The organism is Allobosea sp., assembly GCF_035944895.1.
GTDB lineage: Bacteria > Pseudomonadota > Alphaproteobacteria > Rhizobiales > Beijerinckiaceae > Allobosea.
The window spans coordinates 64,301-81,712 of the sequence record NZ_DASZAT010000008.1 but is presented as its reverse complement, the minus strand read 5'-3'; the positions used below and the strand labels follow the sequence as shown (position 1 = coordinate 81,712).

At 64.3% G+C, this 17,412-nt stretch carries 12 protein-coding genes; 3 read left to right on the top strand and 9 right to left on the bottom strand.

The genetic code is table 11. The features are described 5' to 3' along the window. Positions 1–4: 4 nt before the first annotated feature. Positions 5–880 carry a branched-chain amino acid ABC transporter permease gene (locus VGV58_RS12015; protein ID WP_326874252.1) on the bottom strand — a complete coding sequence of 292 codons (876 nt, stop codon included), beginning with the start codon at positions 878–880 and terminating at the stop codon, positions 5–7. Between the two features lie 115 nt (positions 881–995). Beyond that, entirely contained in the window at positions 996–2,141 is a 1,146-nt protein-coding gene (locus VGV58_RS12010; RefSeq protein ID WP_326874251.1) for an ABC transporter substrate-binding protein, read from the bottom strand. Positions 2,142–2,300: 159 nt separating this feature from the next. Here VGV58_RS12010 and VGV58_RS12005 point away from each other — a divergent pair, with 159 nt between their 5' ends. Beyond that, positions 2,301–3,077: an IclR family transcriptional regulator gene (locus VGV58_RS12005; protein ID WP_326874250.1), complete on the top strand. Its 777-nt coding sequence runs from the start codon at positions 2,301–2,303 to the stop codon at positions 3,075–3,077. Between the two features lie 105 nt (positions 3,078–3,182). Here the strand turns inward: VGV58_RS12005 and VGV58_RS12000 are convergent, their stop codons facing one another. From VGV58_RS12000 to VGV58_RS11970, 7 genes are all read right to left on the bottom strand, one after another. After that, positions 3,183–4,805 carry an ABC transporter substrate-binding protein gene (locus VGV58_RS12000; protein WP_326874249.1) on the bottom strand — a complete coding sequence of 541 codons (1,623 nt, stop codon included), beginning with the start codon at positions 4,803–4,805 and terminating at the stop codon, positions 3,183–3,185. A 190-nt stretch (positions 4,806–4,995) separates the two neighbouring features. After that, entirely contained in the window at positions 4,996–6,732 is a 1,737-nt protein-coding gene (locus VGV58_RS11995) for a hydantoinase B/oxoprolinase family protein (RefSeq protein WP_326874248.1), read from the bottom strand. Between the two features lie 84 nt (positions 6,733–6,816). Beyond that, positions 6,817–8,931, bottom strand: coding sequence for a hydantoinase/oxoprolinase family protein (locus VGV58_RS11990; protein WP_326874247.1), 2,115 nt, complete (start codon positions 8,929–8,931; stop codon positions 6,817–6,819). Positions 8,932–8,979: 48 nt separating this feature from the next. Continuing rightward, complete coding sequence (locus tag VGV58_RS11985; protein WP_326874246.1) at positions 8,980–10,359, bottom strand: aspartate aminotransferase family protein; 1,380 nt, start codon at positions 10,357–10,359, stop codon at positions 8,980–8,982. A gap of 210 nt (positions 10,360–10,569) precedes the next feature. After that, a complete protein-coding gene (locus VGV58_RS11980; protein ID WP_326874245.1) occupies positions 10,570–11,481 on the bottom strand; it encodes a MurR/RpiR family transcriptional regulator in 912 nt (303 codons plus the stop codon). Positions 11,482–11,647: 166 nt separating this feature from the next. Next, the gene (locus VGV58_RS11975; protein ID WP_326874244.1) at positions 11,648–12,544 is read right to left on the bottom strand and encodes a fumarylacetoacetate hydrolase family protein; all 897 of its coding nucleotides are present in this window, start codon (positions 12,542–12,544) and stop codon (positions 11,648–11,650) included. An 82-nt stretch (positions 12,545–12,626) separates the two neighbouring features. After that, entirely contained in the window at positions 12,627–14,072 is a 1,446-nt protein-coding gene (locus VGV58_RS11970; protein ID WP_326874243.1) for an FAD-binding oxidoreductase, read from the bottom strand. Between the two features lie 398 nt (positions 14,073–14,470). Between VGV58_RS11970 and pdxR the strand changes: the two genes are divergently transcribed. Together pdxR and VGV58_RS11960 are read left to right on the top strand one after the other, a co-directional pair. Continuing rightward, positions 14,471–16,018: a MocR-like pyridoxine biosynthesis transcription factor PdxR gene (pdxR, locus tag VGV58_RS11965; protein WP_326874242.1), complete on the top strand. Its 1,548-nt coding sequence runs from the start codon at positions 14,471–14,473 to the stop codon at positions 16,016–16,018. Positions 16,019–16,255: 237 nt separating this feature from the next. Continuing rightward, a complete protein-coding gene (locus VGV58_RS11960; protein ID WP_326874241.1) occupies positions 16,256–17,371 on the top strand; it encodes an ABC transporter ATP-binding protein in 1,116 nt (371 codons plus the stop codon). The last annotated feature ends 41 nt before the right edge of the window (positions 17,372–17,412 follow it).

Genomic DNA, 17,412 nt, shown 5'->3' with positions numbered 1-17,412 from the left:
ACGGTCAGCCCCTGTCCTGGATGCGCTCGCCGAAGACGCCCTGCGGGCGGACGAGCAAAAAGAGGATCATCACGACGAAGGCGATCAGGTCCTTGTAGGCCGAGGAGATGTAGGAGGCCCCGAGCAGCTCGGTCAGGCCGACAAAAAGGCCGCCCGCGATCGCGCCGGGAAGGCTGCCGAACCCGCCGATGATCGTGGCCGCGAAGGCTTTCAGCGCAATCGGGTCGCCCATATTGACGTCGGCGAACCACATCGGGCCGAGCAGTAGGCCGGCGACGCCCGCCAGGGCGGCGGCGAGAACCCAGGACAGAACCAGAAGTCTGTTGACGTTGAGCCCCATCAGGCGCGCCGCCTCGGGGTCCTGCGCGACGGCCCGCATGCCGATGCCCAGCGACGTCCGGTAGAAGAGCAGCCAGATCAGCCCGACGAGAAGTGACGTCAGGACGATGACCATGGCGGCATGGGCGGTGATCGCCGCGCCGGCAATGTCGAAGGTGATGCCGTCCAGCGGCGAAGCAAGTCGGAAAGGCCAAGATCCGAAGCCGAGAAGCGCGGCGTTCTGCATGACGATGCTGACGGCGACGGTCCCGATGATGACCGTGGCGACCGGACTGTTCCGGAGCGGAAGGTAGACGGTGGCGAAGAAAAGCGCCCCGAACGCCGCCATCGCGAGAAGAGCGGCGGCGTAGCCGACCGGCCAGGGCAACCCGAGGTTGGACAGCATCGCCACCCCGGCGAAGGTGCCGAACATGACGAACTGGCCGGCGGCGAAATTGACGACCCCGGTCGCGGAGTAGACGATCACGAAGCCGATGGCTGCGAGCGCGTATACGCTGCCAAGCGCCAGGCCGTTGATGAACAATTGTATGAAATCGGTCATTTTCCGCTCGCGGATTCGATCGATGGGTTTGGGGTCCGGCCGCCATCGCGGCGATCAGCAGGAGCTTTGGACGGGCCCGCCCGACCTCGGTGCAGGGCCCGTCGCTATGCGGCCCTCAATCGATCTTGACGGTCTTCACCAGCTCGAGGTCCTTGGTGCCGGGTTTGGCCTTCACGACCGCCAGGTCGAAGACGCCGTTGCCCTTTTGGTCGAAGCTGTAGACGTGGCCGATACCCTGCCAGCCGCGAAGCTTCGCCAGCCAGTCGCGCAATGCCTTCGGCTCGAGCCCGACCTGTCGCATGCCCTCGGCCATGATGAGCGCACCATCGTAATAGGCGAGGCCGTACGGGTCGGGATCGATGCCGAATTGCTTCTTGTAGCGTTCAATGAAGTCTTTCATCCGGTCGCTGACGCTGGCGTCCATATGCGCATCGACCACGCCCCAGACATTTTCAAGCTCGGCCGGCGAGATCAGCTGCATGACGGCGGGCACGAGGGCGGAGGACGAGGTGACGAGCGGAATCTTCAGCCCGAGCATCTTCGCCTGACGGAGGAAGAGCGCGCCGTCCTGCGGGTAGTTGAAGAGCAGGATGACGTCCGCGCCCTTGCTACGAAGGCTGATGATCTGCGCTGAAAAATCCTTGTCGTTCTGCCCGTAGGCTTCCATGCCCACGATGGGCGTACCGAGCGCCTCGAGTTGCTTGGCCGCGACCTGGGCTCCGCCCTGCCCGAAGTCGTTCTGAATGAAGATGATGCCCGGCTTCTTGGCCTTCAGCAGTTGCGCCGCCTCGACCATGCCCCGCGCCGAAACAACATCGGCTGGCCGGACCCGGAACAGCCACTCGTTGCCCGCCTCCGCGATGACGTCCGCACCGCCGGCATACATGGCGGGAGCCGCAATCTTCTTGACCTCTGGAGACACGGCGAGGTTCTGCGTCGAGTAGCTCGACAGGAAATAAAATGCCGGCTTGGCCTCCTGGGCCAACTTCATGAACGCATTGACCGCGGTGCCGTTGGACGCCTGCGTATCCTCGAACACGATCTTGATCTTGCGGCCGCTGATCCCGCCAGCGGCGTTGATGTCCTTCTCGGCCATCTGCAGAGCGTTGTGATACTGCTTGCCGGTCAGCGAGAGCGGTCCCGTGATCGGCACCGTCGCCCCGATCGTGATGTCCGGCTGCTGTGCGAACGCTCCCGATGCCGCCAGCGGGAACAGGGCCGCCGCCAGAGTGATGCGCAGGATGGGCTGTCTGATCGCCATGTGAGATCCCCTTGTTTTTTCGCCGGCTTGTCGAAGCTCTCCGTGAGCGTGGCCAATCCAGCGTCTTGACTTGTTCCGATTTTCGGACTAGTATTCCGTTAATCGAAAAAATCATAAACGCGTCTTTCCCGACCTGTCAATCGTCGTGTAGGGGGAACCATGATCGAAGACCGCGACGGGCCGCTTGAACGCTACATGCGGCTTTTGGAGCTGATCGCGGCATTCCCCGATCGGCTGGCACTGACGGACATCGCGAACCTGTCGGATCTGCCCAAGACGACAGCGCATCGCTTGCTCAAGGGGCTCGTCAAGGCCGAACTGGCCACCGGCGGCCAGGGCGGCCGATCCTACTCGATCGGCCCGCGCCTATCCCGTATCCTGCACGCGACCGCCGACACCGGCTGGCTCGAAGCGCTCGCGAGGCCGATCCTCAGTGAACTCGCCGACGCCTCCGGGGAGGCCTGCTATCTGACGAAACTGGTGGACAGCCGCGTCTTCGTCGCCGTCTCGGAAGCTCCGGAGGTGCGGTGGCGCAGCTATGTCCGGCCCGGCCACGAAATGCCGCCACACGCGGCGGCCAGCGCCAAGGCGGTGATCGCCTACCAGAGCGAGGAGCTCGTCGCGCGGGCGCTTGCCGGCGACCTCCCGAAGCTCACGGTCAACACGCGCAACGATCCCGAATGGATCCGCGAGGAGTTCTCCCGGGTGCGGGATAAGGGCTACGCGACATGCATCGGAGAGGTCGACGAAGGCCTCGCCGCTATCGCTACGCCCGTCAGGCAATCCGACGGGCTCGTCCTCTACGCCGTCGGCATGTCGGGGCCGCTCCAGCGCTTGATGGGCGAGAAGCTGGAGCAGAACCTCGCGGCGCTCTCCGAAGGTAGCAGACGGTTGGCCGCCAAGCTCTCGATCGGCGCGAAACTGGTTTCCTCGTAGATATCGCCGGGCCCGCTTGCGTTCAGTAACGGCGACGGATCGCTGGCTGACACCTTCCGTCGTCAGCCAGCGGTCCGTCCGGGTGCGGAATCGGGCTTCGCGACCCTATGCCCGCTTGAGATCCCGGTAATCGGCGCCGCGATGGAACCAGTACGTGTAGTCCTCGATATCGCGCGCCACCACGGCGTCATGACTCGGGTGCCAGAGGAATGCGACCGGCGTCTCCTCGTTCAGTCGCTTGACGATGTCGATCACCTTCCTGTCGTAGGTGGCGGCGTCCGTCTCGAACCGCGCCTCCTCGGTCAGCTTCGCGACCCGATCGTCACTCCAGGCCGACGAGTTCCAGCGACCATTGCCCATGAAGAACGTCCTGATGACGTATTCGGCGTTCGGGAACCAGGAGGTCGCGAACTCGAAATACATGTCGAGTTTCCGCTCGAGGATCATGGTGACGTATTGCGCCTCGGGCAGCTTCTGCACCGTCACCTCGACGCCGATCTTCGCCAGGCTCTCCTTGATCAAGGCAGCCATCGGCTCGTTGAGCGAGGCTGCGCTGGCCGCGAAGGAGAAGGTCGTCTTGAACCCGCTCGGCATGCCGGCTTCCGCCAGTAGCTTTTTCGCGCGATCCAGATCGGTACGGTTCGGCAGGGCCTGCAACAGTTCGGGCTCCTTCGGCTCCGTCCAGGTCGCGTCGAAAAGGCGCTCGCCGCGCTCGAACAGAGCGACCTTGAACATGGCCTCATAGGGTAGTGCTGCCGCGATCGCGCGGCGCACCCTGACGTCGTTGAACGGGGCCTTCTGGGTGTTGAAGCCGATCGCCTGAAAAGCGTTGCTCTGTGGGATGGGCAGGACCTTCGCCCGGCCCCTCTGCTCGATCCCGATGATGTCGCTGGTGGCGGCGTCAAGCGTGAGGTCGGCATCGCCCCGCTCGACGAGGCTGGCGCGCGCGGAAACGTCCGGAACCGTCTGGACGATGACCCTCTGGAAGTGGGGCAGCTTGCCGTCCTTCCCATTCCTCCACTTGTCGTTCCGGCGCAGGGTGACCTGCTGGCCTGGCCGGTTGCTCTCGACGATATAGGCGCCACCCGCGGCCGTGTTGTCCTTCAACCAGTTGATCGCCCACGGATCCTCGGCAGTAGCGTGCTTCTTGGCGAGCTTGCTGTTGAACATCGGCACCGTGGGCACGCAGAGTACCGCCAATGCCAGGCGGTCCGGCCGGTCGACCTTGACCTGCACCTGCCGCTCGCCGACGATCGCGATCTGATCTTCCTTGACGATCGAGCCATTGGCCAGCTGGGGCCTGGACAAGCTGTTGGCGTTCACGCCGCGGTCCAGCGACCATTTCACATCCGCCGCGTCGACAGGCGACCCATCGTGCCAGGTCGCCCCCTCGCGGAGATGGAAGGTGTAGGTCAGACCGTCGGGGGAGCGCTCGATGCGTTCCGCCAGCTCGCCGCGGATATTGTCGAAGTCGAAGGTGTAGCCTTGAGCGTCCTTCTTGCGCTCAAAGCTTCCGAGACGGTCGTAGATGTTAACGGAAAGCGGCGAACTTTCGCGCGTCGCTCCTTGAAGGGTCGGGTCCAGCGAGCTGAAATGCGACCCTAGGACATGCCTCAGGGTTTCGGACCGCGACTGGGCCTTGGCGGATGAAGCCCCCGCGCCAGCAAGAACGCTGCCCGCGGCCAGCCCAGCCATACCCTTCAAATAATCCCGACGATCGATTGTCATTTTGGTTCCCCTGTTTTGCTTGTGGAATTTGGCGTTCTGCCCGCGCTCTGCGGCGGCGGTTGCGCAGCTTTCTGCTGGAACGGTGCTGGCCGGCGGGCCACTCTCGGGGAGAACCGGCACGGAGCGCGTCGGCCGACACGGATCCGAGACGCTCTCTCCCGTCTCGGATCCGTGTCTTGGACGGCAGACGCTAGTGAGCGGTCCTGGCCGCGGTCGAGACGATCGTCTTGAGATTGGCCGCGACCGCGACGCCATAGATCCGTTCGGCCGTCTCGCGCGAGACCAGGCCGTCACGGACATCCCGGAGCACGAGCTGCGGATCGCGCTTATGGGGATGGCCCCAACCGCCGCCGGCCGACGCCTCGATCACCAGACGGAACGGCTTCACCTGCTGAACGCCGTAGGGCGGGGATGAGAATTCCTCGCCTGTCTCCAGGTCGAAGGTCCGGATGGAGCCCTTGGCTCCCCATCCGCCACCATTCGTCCCGGCGCCAGTCGGCTTCCGCGCCCCTTCCGCGCGAAGCAGATGCTCGCCGCCGACAAGGATGTCGGCTTCGTAATCCACGCCGGTGCCGCCGCGATACTGACCCGCGCCGCCAGTGTCCGAGCGCATCTGGTAGCGATGCACGCGCAGCGGATAGGACTGCTCGTAGGTCTCCACATTCGGGATGAACATGCCCCCGAGCGTCATCTGGTGGCTGCTCGTCGGGAAACCGTCGCGCCCCTTCACGGCGCCGCCACCCGAGCTGCCGTGCCAGTGATAGAGCACGAAGACGCTGCCGGAGGGCTGCGTCCCGGCGGAGATGCCGTAGACCGACTTGCCCCAGCCGGCGCAAGCGCGATCCGGGCTGGCCTGCGCCAGCGCGCCCCAGCACGCGTTCATGATGTCGATCGCGGGGAAGACCGTGTTCATCGTCATTGGCGCAGGCGGCAGCGCGTTGACGATGGTCCCTTCGGGGGCAACGATCTTGACGCAGCGATAGACGCCTTCGTTCCGCGGGATGCTCGGCTCGAGGAACGAGGACAGCGCGCAGTACACCGACGAATGCGTGTTGGCGATGCCGCTGTTCTTGAAGCCCTTGATCTGGGGCGACGTGCCGGTGAAATCGAAGGTGATCTCGTCGCCTTTGACCGTCACCTTGACCCGCGTCTCGACATCCACGCTTTCGAAGCAGTCGGTGTCGCTGATGTCAAAGGCCTCCCATGTCCCGTCAGGCAGCTCGGCGATGGCCTGGCGCATTCTCCGCTCGCCATGATCCAGGAGCGCGGTCAGGTAGCTGTTGCCCTTCTTGATGCCATGCTGCTCGATGACGTCGGCCATCCGGCTCGCGCCGATCCGCGTCGAGCCCAGCATCGCGCCGAGGTCGCCTTCCATGAGGTCGGGGCAGCGAGAGTTCAGGAGCAGCAGCCGCCAGAGATCGTCGCGCAGCCGCCCCTTCTCGACCAGCTTGAGCACCGGCAGCCGGATGCCTTCATGGAAGATCTCGGTCGCGGCCGCGTTGTAGGTGCCGGCCGCCCCGCCGCCGATATCCGATTGGTGGGCGCGGTTGCTGCAGAAGCCCACCAGCTCCCCGGCGACGAAGACCGGCCTGATGATCGTCCAGTCCGGCAGGTGGTTGCCGCCGGCGACGTAAGGGTCGCTGAGGATGAAGACATCCTCCTCCTCGATCCGGCCGGCGAAGTCCCTCAGCACGGCGCGGACGGCGAACCCTCCGCTGCCGGAATGGATCGGCAACCCGTCCGCCTGTGCGACGGTCTCGCCCTTCGCATTGCTCATGAAGCAGGAGAAGTCGTGGCTTTGGCTGAAGATCGGGCTCCGCGCGGTGCGCGTCATGATCGTGCCCATCTGCAGCGTGATGTGATCGAGCTGACGCTGCAGGATCGCGAGCAGAACAGGATCATGGTGGACGGTACTGGCGATATTCATGGTCTTATCCCATCCATGCTGCGCCACATGATCGGTTTCACGTGGACGTCGATGGCCAATTACTGAAACGCGCGATCGGCTCGATCACGCCGCGTTCATCGCGAGTGCATCCCGTGCGACATCAGCCGCACTGCCCGCATGCGCGATCTCGACGTGATAATTGCCGGCATCGGTGATCCTCAGCCTGTCGCCCGGGCCGACGAAGATCGTCGTCGTCGCCTCCTCGATCACCGCCGGCCCGGTGAGGTGCTGGCGCGGCGTCAGGACGGTACCGTCATAGACCGGGGTTTCCGCAAAGCCGGTCTCGCGATCGATCCAGACGCTCCGGCGGGAATGCGGGACGGGCTCCGAAACCGCCGGCGGGACCTGGGCGATCTCCAGCGCGTCGAGCTTCCCGATCGCCGCAAGCCGCAGATTGACGATCTCGATGGCGCCATTGTCCTGCACATAGCCGAACAGACGCTGATAGACCTGCTCGAACGCGGCTCTGACTGCGGCCGGATCTGCCGAAGAGCACTCGACCGGGATCGTCCATTGCTGCCCGAAATAGCGCAGGTCGTAGCCGCGCTGGAGTCCGGCCTTGTCCCCCCTGAAGCCTTCCCGGGCGAGAACGTCCTTCGCGGCCTCCTGCAATTGCTCGAAAGCCTGCTCGAGCACCGCGGGGGCGGAGGTCGCCTCGTCGTCGAGTCCATGCAGCCAGCTGCGCACGTAGTCGTGGCGCAGATCGGAATTGCACATGCCGAAGGCGCAGAACACGCCCGCCAGCCGCGGCACGTAAAGGCTCGGGCTGCCCAGGAGCCTGGCCGTCGAGACGCCATGCAGCGGTCCGGCGCCGCCTGCGGCGACCAGCGTGAACGCGCGCGGATTGTAGCCCTTCTCCAGCGACGCCTGCTCGACCGCGTGAAGAATATTCTGTTCGACCAGCTGGATGATGCCGGCGGCCGCGTCCTCGATGCTGAGGCCGAGCGGGCGGGCGACATGGATTTCGATCGCCTGTCTCGCCTTCTCGAGGTCCAGGGTGATCGCGCCTCCCGCGTAGGGGCCGGGCTTGAGACGGCCCAGGGCGAGCTGGGCGTCGGTCACCGTGGGGCGCTCGCCGCCTCTGCCGTAGCTGGCCGGCCCGGGCGTCGAGCCGGCGCCTTCCGGGCCGGCGTTCAGCAGCCCGGCACCGTCCACCGAAGCGATGGTGCCGCCTCCGGCGCCGACCGTGTGGATGTCCACGGCGGGGATGTTCAGGTGATACCCGTCGACGACGATCTGATCGGTCATGCTGACGGCGCCCTGCTGCATCAGCGTGACGTCGCAGCTGGTGCCGCCGACCTCGATCGAGATGAGCTGGTCCGAGCCCGTATCCTGGCCGAAGAACTTCAGCGAACCGACGCCGGCGGCAGGGCCCGAGAGCACCAGGCTCACCGGAGCGTGCCCGATCTCATCGATCGAGATCGCTCCGCCATTCGACTGGATCATCAGCAGCTTCCGCGGCAGGCCGAGCTGCCGCAGCCGTTCGGCCAGGCTCTCCAGATACGGCACAACGCGAGGCGCGACATAGGCGTTCACCACCGTCGTCGAGGTCCGCTCATACTCGCCGATGATCGGCGCGATCTCGGACGAGATCGTGATCCAGACATTCGGGAGGTGCCTCTGGAGTTCCTCCCGGGCGGCCAGCTCATGGGCCGGGTTCGCATAGGCGTGCAGGAAGCAGATCGCGACGGCCTCCACGCCCTCCTCGGCGAATGTCCGCGCCGCTGCCGCGACGGAGGCAAGATCCAGCGGGAGCCGCACGGCCCCATCATGCTCCATGCGCTCGGTCACGGGCAGGCGCAGATAGCGCGGCACGAGGACGTCGGGAAAAGGCTTGCGATGATCCCAGACGTTCTCGCGGATCGAGCGGCGGATCTCGAGCGAGTCCCGATACCCTTCCGTCGTCAGCAGCCCGACCTTCGCGCCCTTCTTTTCAAGCAGCGTATTGGTCGCCACCGTGGAGCCGTGGACGAAAAGCTCCGTTCTCGACAGGAATTCGGGAACGCCGCAGCCCAGGGTGCGGGCGGCGAGATCGACAGCGGCGAGGACGCCATCCGTCGGATTGGACGGCACGGAGGGTGACTTGAACGCTTGAACGGTCCCACGACCATCGACGAGCACCAAATCGGTAAAGGTGCCCCCGACGTCCACTCCAACTCGATAAGGCGCTACTAGCATCGGCGATCCCATGACTTGGTTTTCTTGCTCGGTTCGGCGGTTTGCAGGTCAGGCGGCGACGCTGGCCTGATCGGATGTCTCCTTCGCAACGACTTCGACGAGCTTGTCGGCGAGAAGGGTAATCTCTGCTTCGGTCATCGGCGTGGACAGGGCGCCGGAGCAGTTCGGCGTGAGCAGCACGCCCTTCGCCAGCATGGCGAGCTGGATACGACGAATCCGGGCGGCGTTTTCCGGACTGGGGAGCGCGGTCCTGTATCCGGTGACTTCGCCCGGTCCCAGATGCAGCCGGAACAAGGAGCCCAGGCCGCTGAGCGTCGCTTCCACGCCCTTCGCCGCAAGCCCCTCGCGAACCCTCTTGCGGAAGTCGTCTCCGAGGCCATTCAGGCGCTCGACGACCGGGCGGGAGTAGTGCTCGAGCGAGGCGAGGCCCGCGGCCATGCTCAGCGGGTTTCCACTGAAGGTGCCGCCCATCGAGACTCTCGGCTTGCCGTCGGCATGGTTGAAGACGGCCATGTGCGCGGCAGGTCCCGAGACGGCTCCGATCGGCAATCCACCGCCAATGATCTTCGCCGTGGTGATCAGGTCCGGCTCAAGACCGAAGAGCGGGGACGCGCCTTCATAGGAGAGCCGGAAGCAGATGACCTCATCCGAGATCAGCATGATGCCGTCACGGCGGCAGGCCTCCTGCACGACTGCGGAAACCTCCTTGGACATAGCGACGGTGCCCGCACGCGAGGCGTGGAGATCCAGGATCACGGCCGCGAGCGTCGGGCCCTCGCGCCGCAGAATCTCGGCGCAACGCTGCGGGTCGTCATAGGGGAGGACGACGGTCTCGCGCAGGACGGAATCCGGCGTGCCGACATTGTGCCGCACCGATGCCGGATTGCCGTTCTCGTCGTTCCAGTTGGCCGGCGTCGGATCGAGGCTGACCTCGATCCAGTCATAGGCCCCGTGATAGCAGCCCTCGAACTTCGCGATCCGCTCGCGGCCCGTAAGCGCACGGGCGCCCTTGAGCGCGGCGAGCACGGCTTCCGTGCCGGAGTTGCAGAAGCGCGTCTGCTCCATCCGGGGGTTCCGGGCCGCGAGGGCCTCGGCGAGCTGGATCTCGCTTTCGGTCGGCATGCCGAACGCCGTGCCCTTGGCCATCGCCTCCCGCACCGCATCGAGAACCGGCGGGAACGCGTGCCCGTGGATCAAGGAGAAGAAGTTGTTGGCGCAATCGAGGATACGCCGCCCGTCGAGATCGACGACCCAACACCCTTCTCCACGCGCGGCATAGGGCGGATGCGGCTTGAACCAGGACGCTGCGCGCATGGAACCTCCAGGCACGACCTTGACCTCCCGCCGGTAGGCGGCCTCGGAAAGCGACGACGAAGCCGCGCTGTCCGAGTTGCTGTTGTGTCCTTTGCCTGGGGCCGTCATCGCCATCTCCAAGAATGCTGATGGCAACACTGAACGGTATGATCCATATAAATGTCAACAGGATCATTTGATCCCGGCGACATTACCGCACTGAATCCGCGGTGCCGCCACGACGGGGCGTGAATTCAGCTGCCGGCACGCGCAACCCCACCGCACGCCTCAGGCGTGCAGTGAGCTGGCGACCAGCACTATGCGTGGAGCGAGGGCGCCGATCGCCTATTGGCGCTGCCGGGACGGCTTTCCATTCAACATGTATTCGCCCGAGCCGACGAGAAATTGTTCGTTCTCGCGAATTCTTTTCTGTGCCGGCTCACCGATGTTGGAGATCGTCAGCGCAGCCAGGAGATGGGCGATCGCGATCGCCCCCAGGGTCGATTCTGGAAAGGCCTGACCGGAGGTCTGGGCCACAAAGTGGAGCCGCCCCGCAAATTCCCCGACAGGGGCGGCGAAGCTGTCGGTGATCGCGATCACCCGTGCTCCCGCGCGCGCCGCCCTTTCGGTCAGGCCGTAGACCAGGCGGTTGAATGGCGCGAAGGTCACCGCGACGAAGGCATCGCCCGGCGAGAGGTCCTCCAGCCCGCCTTCGGGCGCGCCGCCGGGCCCATCGAGAAGGATCACATTGGGGCGGGCTTTTCGCAGCGTGTAGGCCAAGGTGTAGGCGGGCGTGAAGGCCGTTCTCCGGCCGAACACGAAGACTTTCTGCGCTTCGGACAGGATCGAGACCGCCTCGTTCAGCTTCTCGGCCGACAGATGCGCCCGCGCCTGTCTCACGACATCGAGTTCCGCCGTGAAGAACGAATCGACGAACTCGTCGATCCCACCGCCCTTCCTGCTAATCAGCGCCTGCGCGCTTTGCTGGTTCCTCTGCAAGGAAACCTTATCCCGCTGCTGGCGGTCCTTCATCTTGGCGATGAAACGATCCCGGAGGTCGCTGTAGCCGGGAAAACCCAGCCGCTGCGCCAGGCGGACCAGACTCACAGGGGGGACGTCGGCGCGCCTGGCGATCTCGCGCATCGAGTGAAACGCGACCTCGTCCGGGTTGTTGATCAGGTAGTGAGCCGCGTCGACAGCCTGGCCGGAAAGATCCGAACAAAGTTCCTTGATCTGTTCGATGAGATCTTCCGGCACCCTGTTACTCCGATGAGCGGCAAATCGCGGCCGCGTCCCGAAACCGGGTTTGCCCGTTCGCCCTTGTGAATTCCAGCGACCATCGCCGGGACGGGGCGGAATGTCGAGCGTTCCGGAACCTGCCCCGGTTGGAGGCACGGGCGCCGGGGCGTCTGCGTTTCGACGTTTACGCAATCGCGACGCCCGACCGGCCCGCCAGGTCGGTCGCCTCCAGCCGGTTTCTCAGCTCGCCAAGCCCCGTGGCACGAACCACGAGCTCGTCGCCCTCAGCCAGGAACACAGGCGGCGTTCGCGCGAAGCCGACACCGCTCGGGGTTCCAGTCAAAAGGACGTCGCCGGGATGAAGCGTCATTCCGAAGGAGAGTTCGGCGATCAGCCGCTCGACCGGGAATGCCATCTGGACGAGCCGGGCGTCCTGCATCACCTCCCCGTTCAAGAGGCACTCCAGCCGGACCGATCCGAGAGGGCCGACCTCGTCACGCGTGACGACGAACGGGCCCAGCGGCATGGTGCGATCGATGCTTTTGCCTTTGAACCACTGGCCGCCATGGCGCCGCTGCAGGTCGCGCTGCGAGACGTCGTTGGCGAGGCAGTACCCGAAAATATGGCTAGCGGCCTCCTCCTCCGGGATGCTGCGACCGCCCTTCCCGATGATGACCGCGACCTCCGCCTCGTAGTCCCATTTGGACGAGAGCTTTGCGTCGAAGGCGATCGCATCCCGCGGGCCGATCACCGTATCGGGCGCCTTGGTGAAGAAGGTCGGCGCCTTCGGCAGTTCCTTGGCGTCCTGGCCTTCCCGCTTGCCCTGCCCCTCCTGGAAGTGGTCGTGATAGTTCCAGCCCGTGCAGAGGACATCGCGGCGGAAGCGGCCGATGGGAGCCAGCAGTTCGAGCGTATTCAAGGCAATACGCTCGGCGCCTTTGGCAGCGCAGGCCGCCCTGACCTCAGAGAGCGCAACTTCGCCACCCGCGATGATCGACACGAGGTCGTCGAACGCTTCGGGCAGGAGCGTCGCGACCTCCCCCTCGACCACCGATAGTCGGATACGGCCGGCATGCGTCATTCGAGCGAATTTCATCGATCATTCTCCAATTTGCAGCCGGCGGATCGGCACCTGCGAATCCGCCCTTGCGCGAAACGCCGAGCTACCGCCGCAGCACTTTTCCGGGGTTCATGAGGTTCTCGGGATCGAAGGCAGTTTTGATCGCCCGCATCATCCGCAGATCGAGGGCGCTCTTGAACTGCTCAAGCTCGGCGGCATGCATCATGCCGATGCCGTGTTCCGCGCTGATGCTGCCGCCCAGATCGACGCTGACCCCGTGGACGATGTGGTTGGCCAGCGCGGCGGCCTGCTCCCGATCGGACTGGTCCGCGTAGCGCTCGCGATCGAGCACGACCACGACGTGGATATTGCCGTCGCCGATATGGCCGACATGGAAGACATCAGCCTGCTCGATCTCGCCTAGCAGCCTCCGCTCGACGGTCTCCAGAAACTCGGGAAGCTTCGAGATCGGAACCGACGTGTCGTTGGCGACCGAGAAGCCCTTCCGGACATTGGCTTCGGACGCGCTGTGTCGCAGCTCCCAGATCTTGTTCGCCTTCGTGGAATCGCCGGCGATCACCGCATCGCTCACCAGGCCGCGCTCCAAGGCCTCGCCGAGAATCGTCTCGAAGAGGCGCTCCGGCTCGAAGTCGACGCTGCTGTCCGCAAGCTCGATCAGGATGAACCACGGCGTCGTTAGCTCCATCGGCGACTGACGGACATGTGTATTGGCCAGGATGCTCTCGATCTGGCCGCGCGACATGAGCTCGAACGCCTCGACCCTCCGCCCGGTCCGCTCCATGAACATGTGCAAGAGGTCGACCGCCGCCTGGACGTCCGGCACCGCGACCATCGCGCTCGCGGATTTGTCGGGGAGCGGGAAAAGCTTCAGCGAGGCGGCGGTGATGATCCCGAGCGTGCCTTCCGCGCCGATGAAGAACTGCTTGAGATCATAGCCGGAATTGTCCTTGCGGAGCGACTTCAAGCCGTTCCACAGGCTGCCGTCCGGCAGGACGACCTCGAGGCCGAGGACCAGATCGCGCATGTTGCCGTAACGCAGCACGCCGGTCCCACCGGCATTCGTCGCGACCAGCCCGCCCACCTGACAGCTGCCCGCGCTGCCGAGCAGGAGCGGAAACAATTTGCCCGCGTTCTGAGCCTCCTGCCGGACCATTTCGAGGACGCAACCCGCCTCGGCCACGAAAGAATTGTTGGCGACGTCCACCTCGCGGATGCGGTTCATCCGCGACAGGTTCAGCAGCAGCGCGGGCCGATCCTTGGTGGGGACGGCGCCGCCGGCGAAACCCGTGTTGCCGCCTTGCGGAACGATCGCCACGCCGAGGGCACGGCAGGCTTTGACGAGTTCGGACACTTGTCCCGCGCCCGACGGCAGTGCGACCGCCAGAGCTTCGCCGGTGTACCTGCGGCGCCAATCGGTTAGGTAGCCTTCCATATCGGCCGCTTCGGACAGCAGGCCACCGGCACCGATGATCGCCCGCGCCGCATCGATCAAGTCATGACGCAATTTCCCCAATTCGGCAGGTGCCATCGCGCTCCTCCACATCGCCATTTGACGCCTTGGAACCATTTGATCCATACTCATGTCAAGTAAATCATTTGGTTCTTAACGGCTGAGGCAAATGGGGCGCGCGACCACGCAACGTTTCTTCGAAAGAGGAGCACCGATCGGATTGCGACGCTCTCGACGCGACACCGATCGCTCATCCCGGCGCAACGCTCGCCTGCCCGGACAAGATCGCTTGCTCGTAGGCCGCACCGTCTGCCGGGGCGGCGCCCTAACCGCCGGTTGGCATCTTCAATTCAGTGGAGTGGGCAATTTCGGCCATTCATCGCTGAGCCCAGATCATCAATGCCGCAGTGCATTCGAGAGCTCTCTTTCTTGCAGCTGCGAGCCTTCGCGCCATTCCTAAGAAAAGCCCAAAGCCCATGACCGTCGTTGAACGTGACAACGCAATCTCACTGAAGAGGAGAGACAGATCACCTTGTCACCGGTCTCAAATTTCTCTTCTGACCGGCCTCGATATCGCGCATGAAAGCAAGGTGCCGCTCTATCGGCAAATCTACGGCGAGCTGAAACGCCTGATCCTCGACGGAGCGCTTGCTCCAGGCGTCATGCTTTCGTCGCCACGAGCGCTCGCCGACCAGATCAAATGCTCGCGGCACACCGTCGCCACCGCCTACGACTATCTTGTCTACGAAGGCATGCTGCGCAGCGAACATGGGGTCGGGACGTTCGTATCCGAGCTCGCAGCGGAGATGGTCTCCGACCGATTGCTACGTCGGGACGGCGACGCCACGGCCTTCTCGATGCCGCCCCTGAGCAGGTTCGGCCAGCGCTTGACGGAAATGAGTTCGCGGGACGAGACGGACCCGCTTCAGCTGTTCGGCGCTTCGGACAGCTCGCTTTTTCCGTTCGAGATCTGGAATCGTATTCACTCGCGTGTCTGGGGAGGCGGAAAAAAGCGCCTCGGCATGTCGCCCCTGATCGGCGGACACCCCGACCTGCGCGAGGCGATCAGCAGGCTGGTGCAGCGCACACGCGGCATACAAGCCACTCCCGAACAGATCCTGATCACGTCGGGCACCACCCAATCGCTGGACTTGCTGATGCGGGTCTTGCTCGACCCCGGCGACAAGCTGATGGTCGAGAACCCCGGCCGACCGAAGGCCGCGCTATTGGCACGCGCGCAGGGCATAGAACTGGTTCCCGTGGACGTGGACGCGGCAGGGCTGGATGTCGAACTGGGCACCGACCTCGCATGCGACGCCCGCGCCGCGCTGGTGACGGCGAGCCATCACTATCCAACAGGGGCGACGCTTTCTCTCGAACGACGGATCCAACTGTTGTCCTGGGCGAGCCGCACGGGCGGCTGGATCTTCGAGGACGACTACGATGGCGAACTGGTCGCAGCCGGGCAGCCGATACTCCCGCTCTTCAGCTTGGGCCGCAACAATCGCGTCGTCTATATGGGTACATTTTCAAAATCGATAGGATCGCATTTAAGAATAGGGTATATAATCGCACATCATGAAATCATATCTGCAATTGAATCGGCGCGTTACTATATTGATTATTTCCCACCGCTGACGCCTCAGCCTGTTCTCGCGACTTTTATCGAAGGTGGTCATCTTGAATCCCATATCCGGCGCATGCGGAAAGTTTATAGCGAAAGGCAATACCTGGCGAAGCAGGAAATAACCCGCCAGGCCGAGGGGCTGTTCGAGCTGAGCAGCGAAGCCCCCAGCCTGTTCTTGCCGGCTTGGCTCGCTGCCGCCGAGCCTCTGACCGACAAGGACATCGCACGGCTCGCGCGCTCGGCCGAGATCCCAGCTTTCGATATGTCGAGCATGTATCTGACGGCCGCCCGCCGGCAGGGCATCGTGCTGGGGACCGGACGAATGGATTTGAAGACGATACCTGAAAAAATCGGGCTCTTTATCAGGCTTCTGAACCGCTCGCGCCCGCGGCGCTGACAGCTCGGGCGGTTCTTCTCACGCATGCCCAGCGGCGATCCGCGCGACTGCCCTTTCCGCCGAAACAATGCGCGTGGCATCCAGACCCATTTTTCGGACGGGTACCAACTGGCTCGCCCGGGATCTCATGAACTGGCCTTTTGCCCGTCAGGGCCGGAGCATACTGGTTCTCTTTCGCAGCGATAAAGCAAGGCACGCGAACCCCGAACGGGCGCGATCGCTGGTCGAGAGGGGAGCATGCTGGCATCAAACCGCACGGAAGGTCGCGCGATAAGGGGCGCCGACCTGTCCATTACGAATCTCTACAAGCGTTACGGCAAGGTCGAGGCCGTGCGTGGGATAGACTGCGAGATCAAACCCGGGGAATTCATGTCGCTTCTGGGACCATCCGGCTCCGGAAAAACGACCCTGCTCATGATGCTGGCGGGCTTCGAGACAGCGACCTCGGGCGCGATCACGATGGCGGGCCGCGATCTCACCCATGTTCCGCCCAACAAGCGCGGGATCGGCATGGTGTTCCAGCGCTATGCCCTCTTCCCGCACCTGACGGTGGCGCAGAACATCGCGTTTCCGCTCAAGATGCGCGGCCTGGCCAAAGACGACATCCGGTCTAAGGTGGCGCGGACGCTCGCGATGGTCCGCCTGGAGAGTTACGGCGACCGGCTCCCTCAGCAGCTTTCCGGTGGCCAGCAGCAGCGCGTAGCGGTTGCGCGCGCCATCGTTTTCGAACCCCCAGTCCTCTTGATGGATGAGCCGCTGGGCGCGCTCGACAAGAAACTGCGCGAGGATCTGCAGATCGAAATCAAGCGCCTTCACCGCGATCTCGGCCTGACGATCGTTTACGTGACGCACGATCAGGAAGAGGCCCTCACGCTTTCCGACAGAATTGCCGTGATGAACCATGGCAGGATCATTCAAGTCGGTGATCCGCGGAGCCTGTACGCTACCCCTCAAAGCAGTTTTGTCGCGAACTTCCTGGGAAAGACGAATTTCCTGCCCGGCACCGTTTCAGCCACCTCGGAAGACAGCCTCACGATCAACGTTCAATCGGTCATGCTGTCGGTTCCCCGCGCACGATACATGGCCCCCGGCAATGCCGAGATCGGTCAGGCCGTCGAGATATCTGTTCGCCCGGAGAACCTCCACGTCGTGCAGGGCGGCCCCGATGCGCTGCACGGCATCGTCGAGGGCGTCGTGTTCGTGGGGGCCTACACCACCTACACCGTCCGGCTTCCCGACGGTGTGCGTGTCGATGTCCAATTGGCCGGCCGCGACTATCTAGCCGAAGGCGAGGCCGTGTCGCTGCGGCTCCCCGGCGAGTTGGTCACGATTTTCTCGGAGCGAGCCGAATGAACTCGCGCACTGTCTCCAAGGAAGCCTCGAGCGGCGGCGCG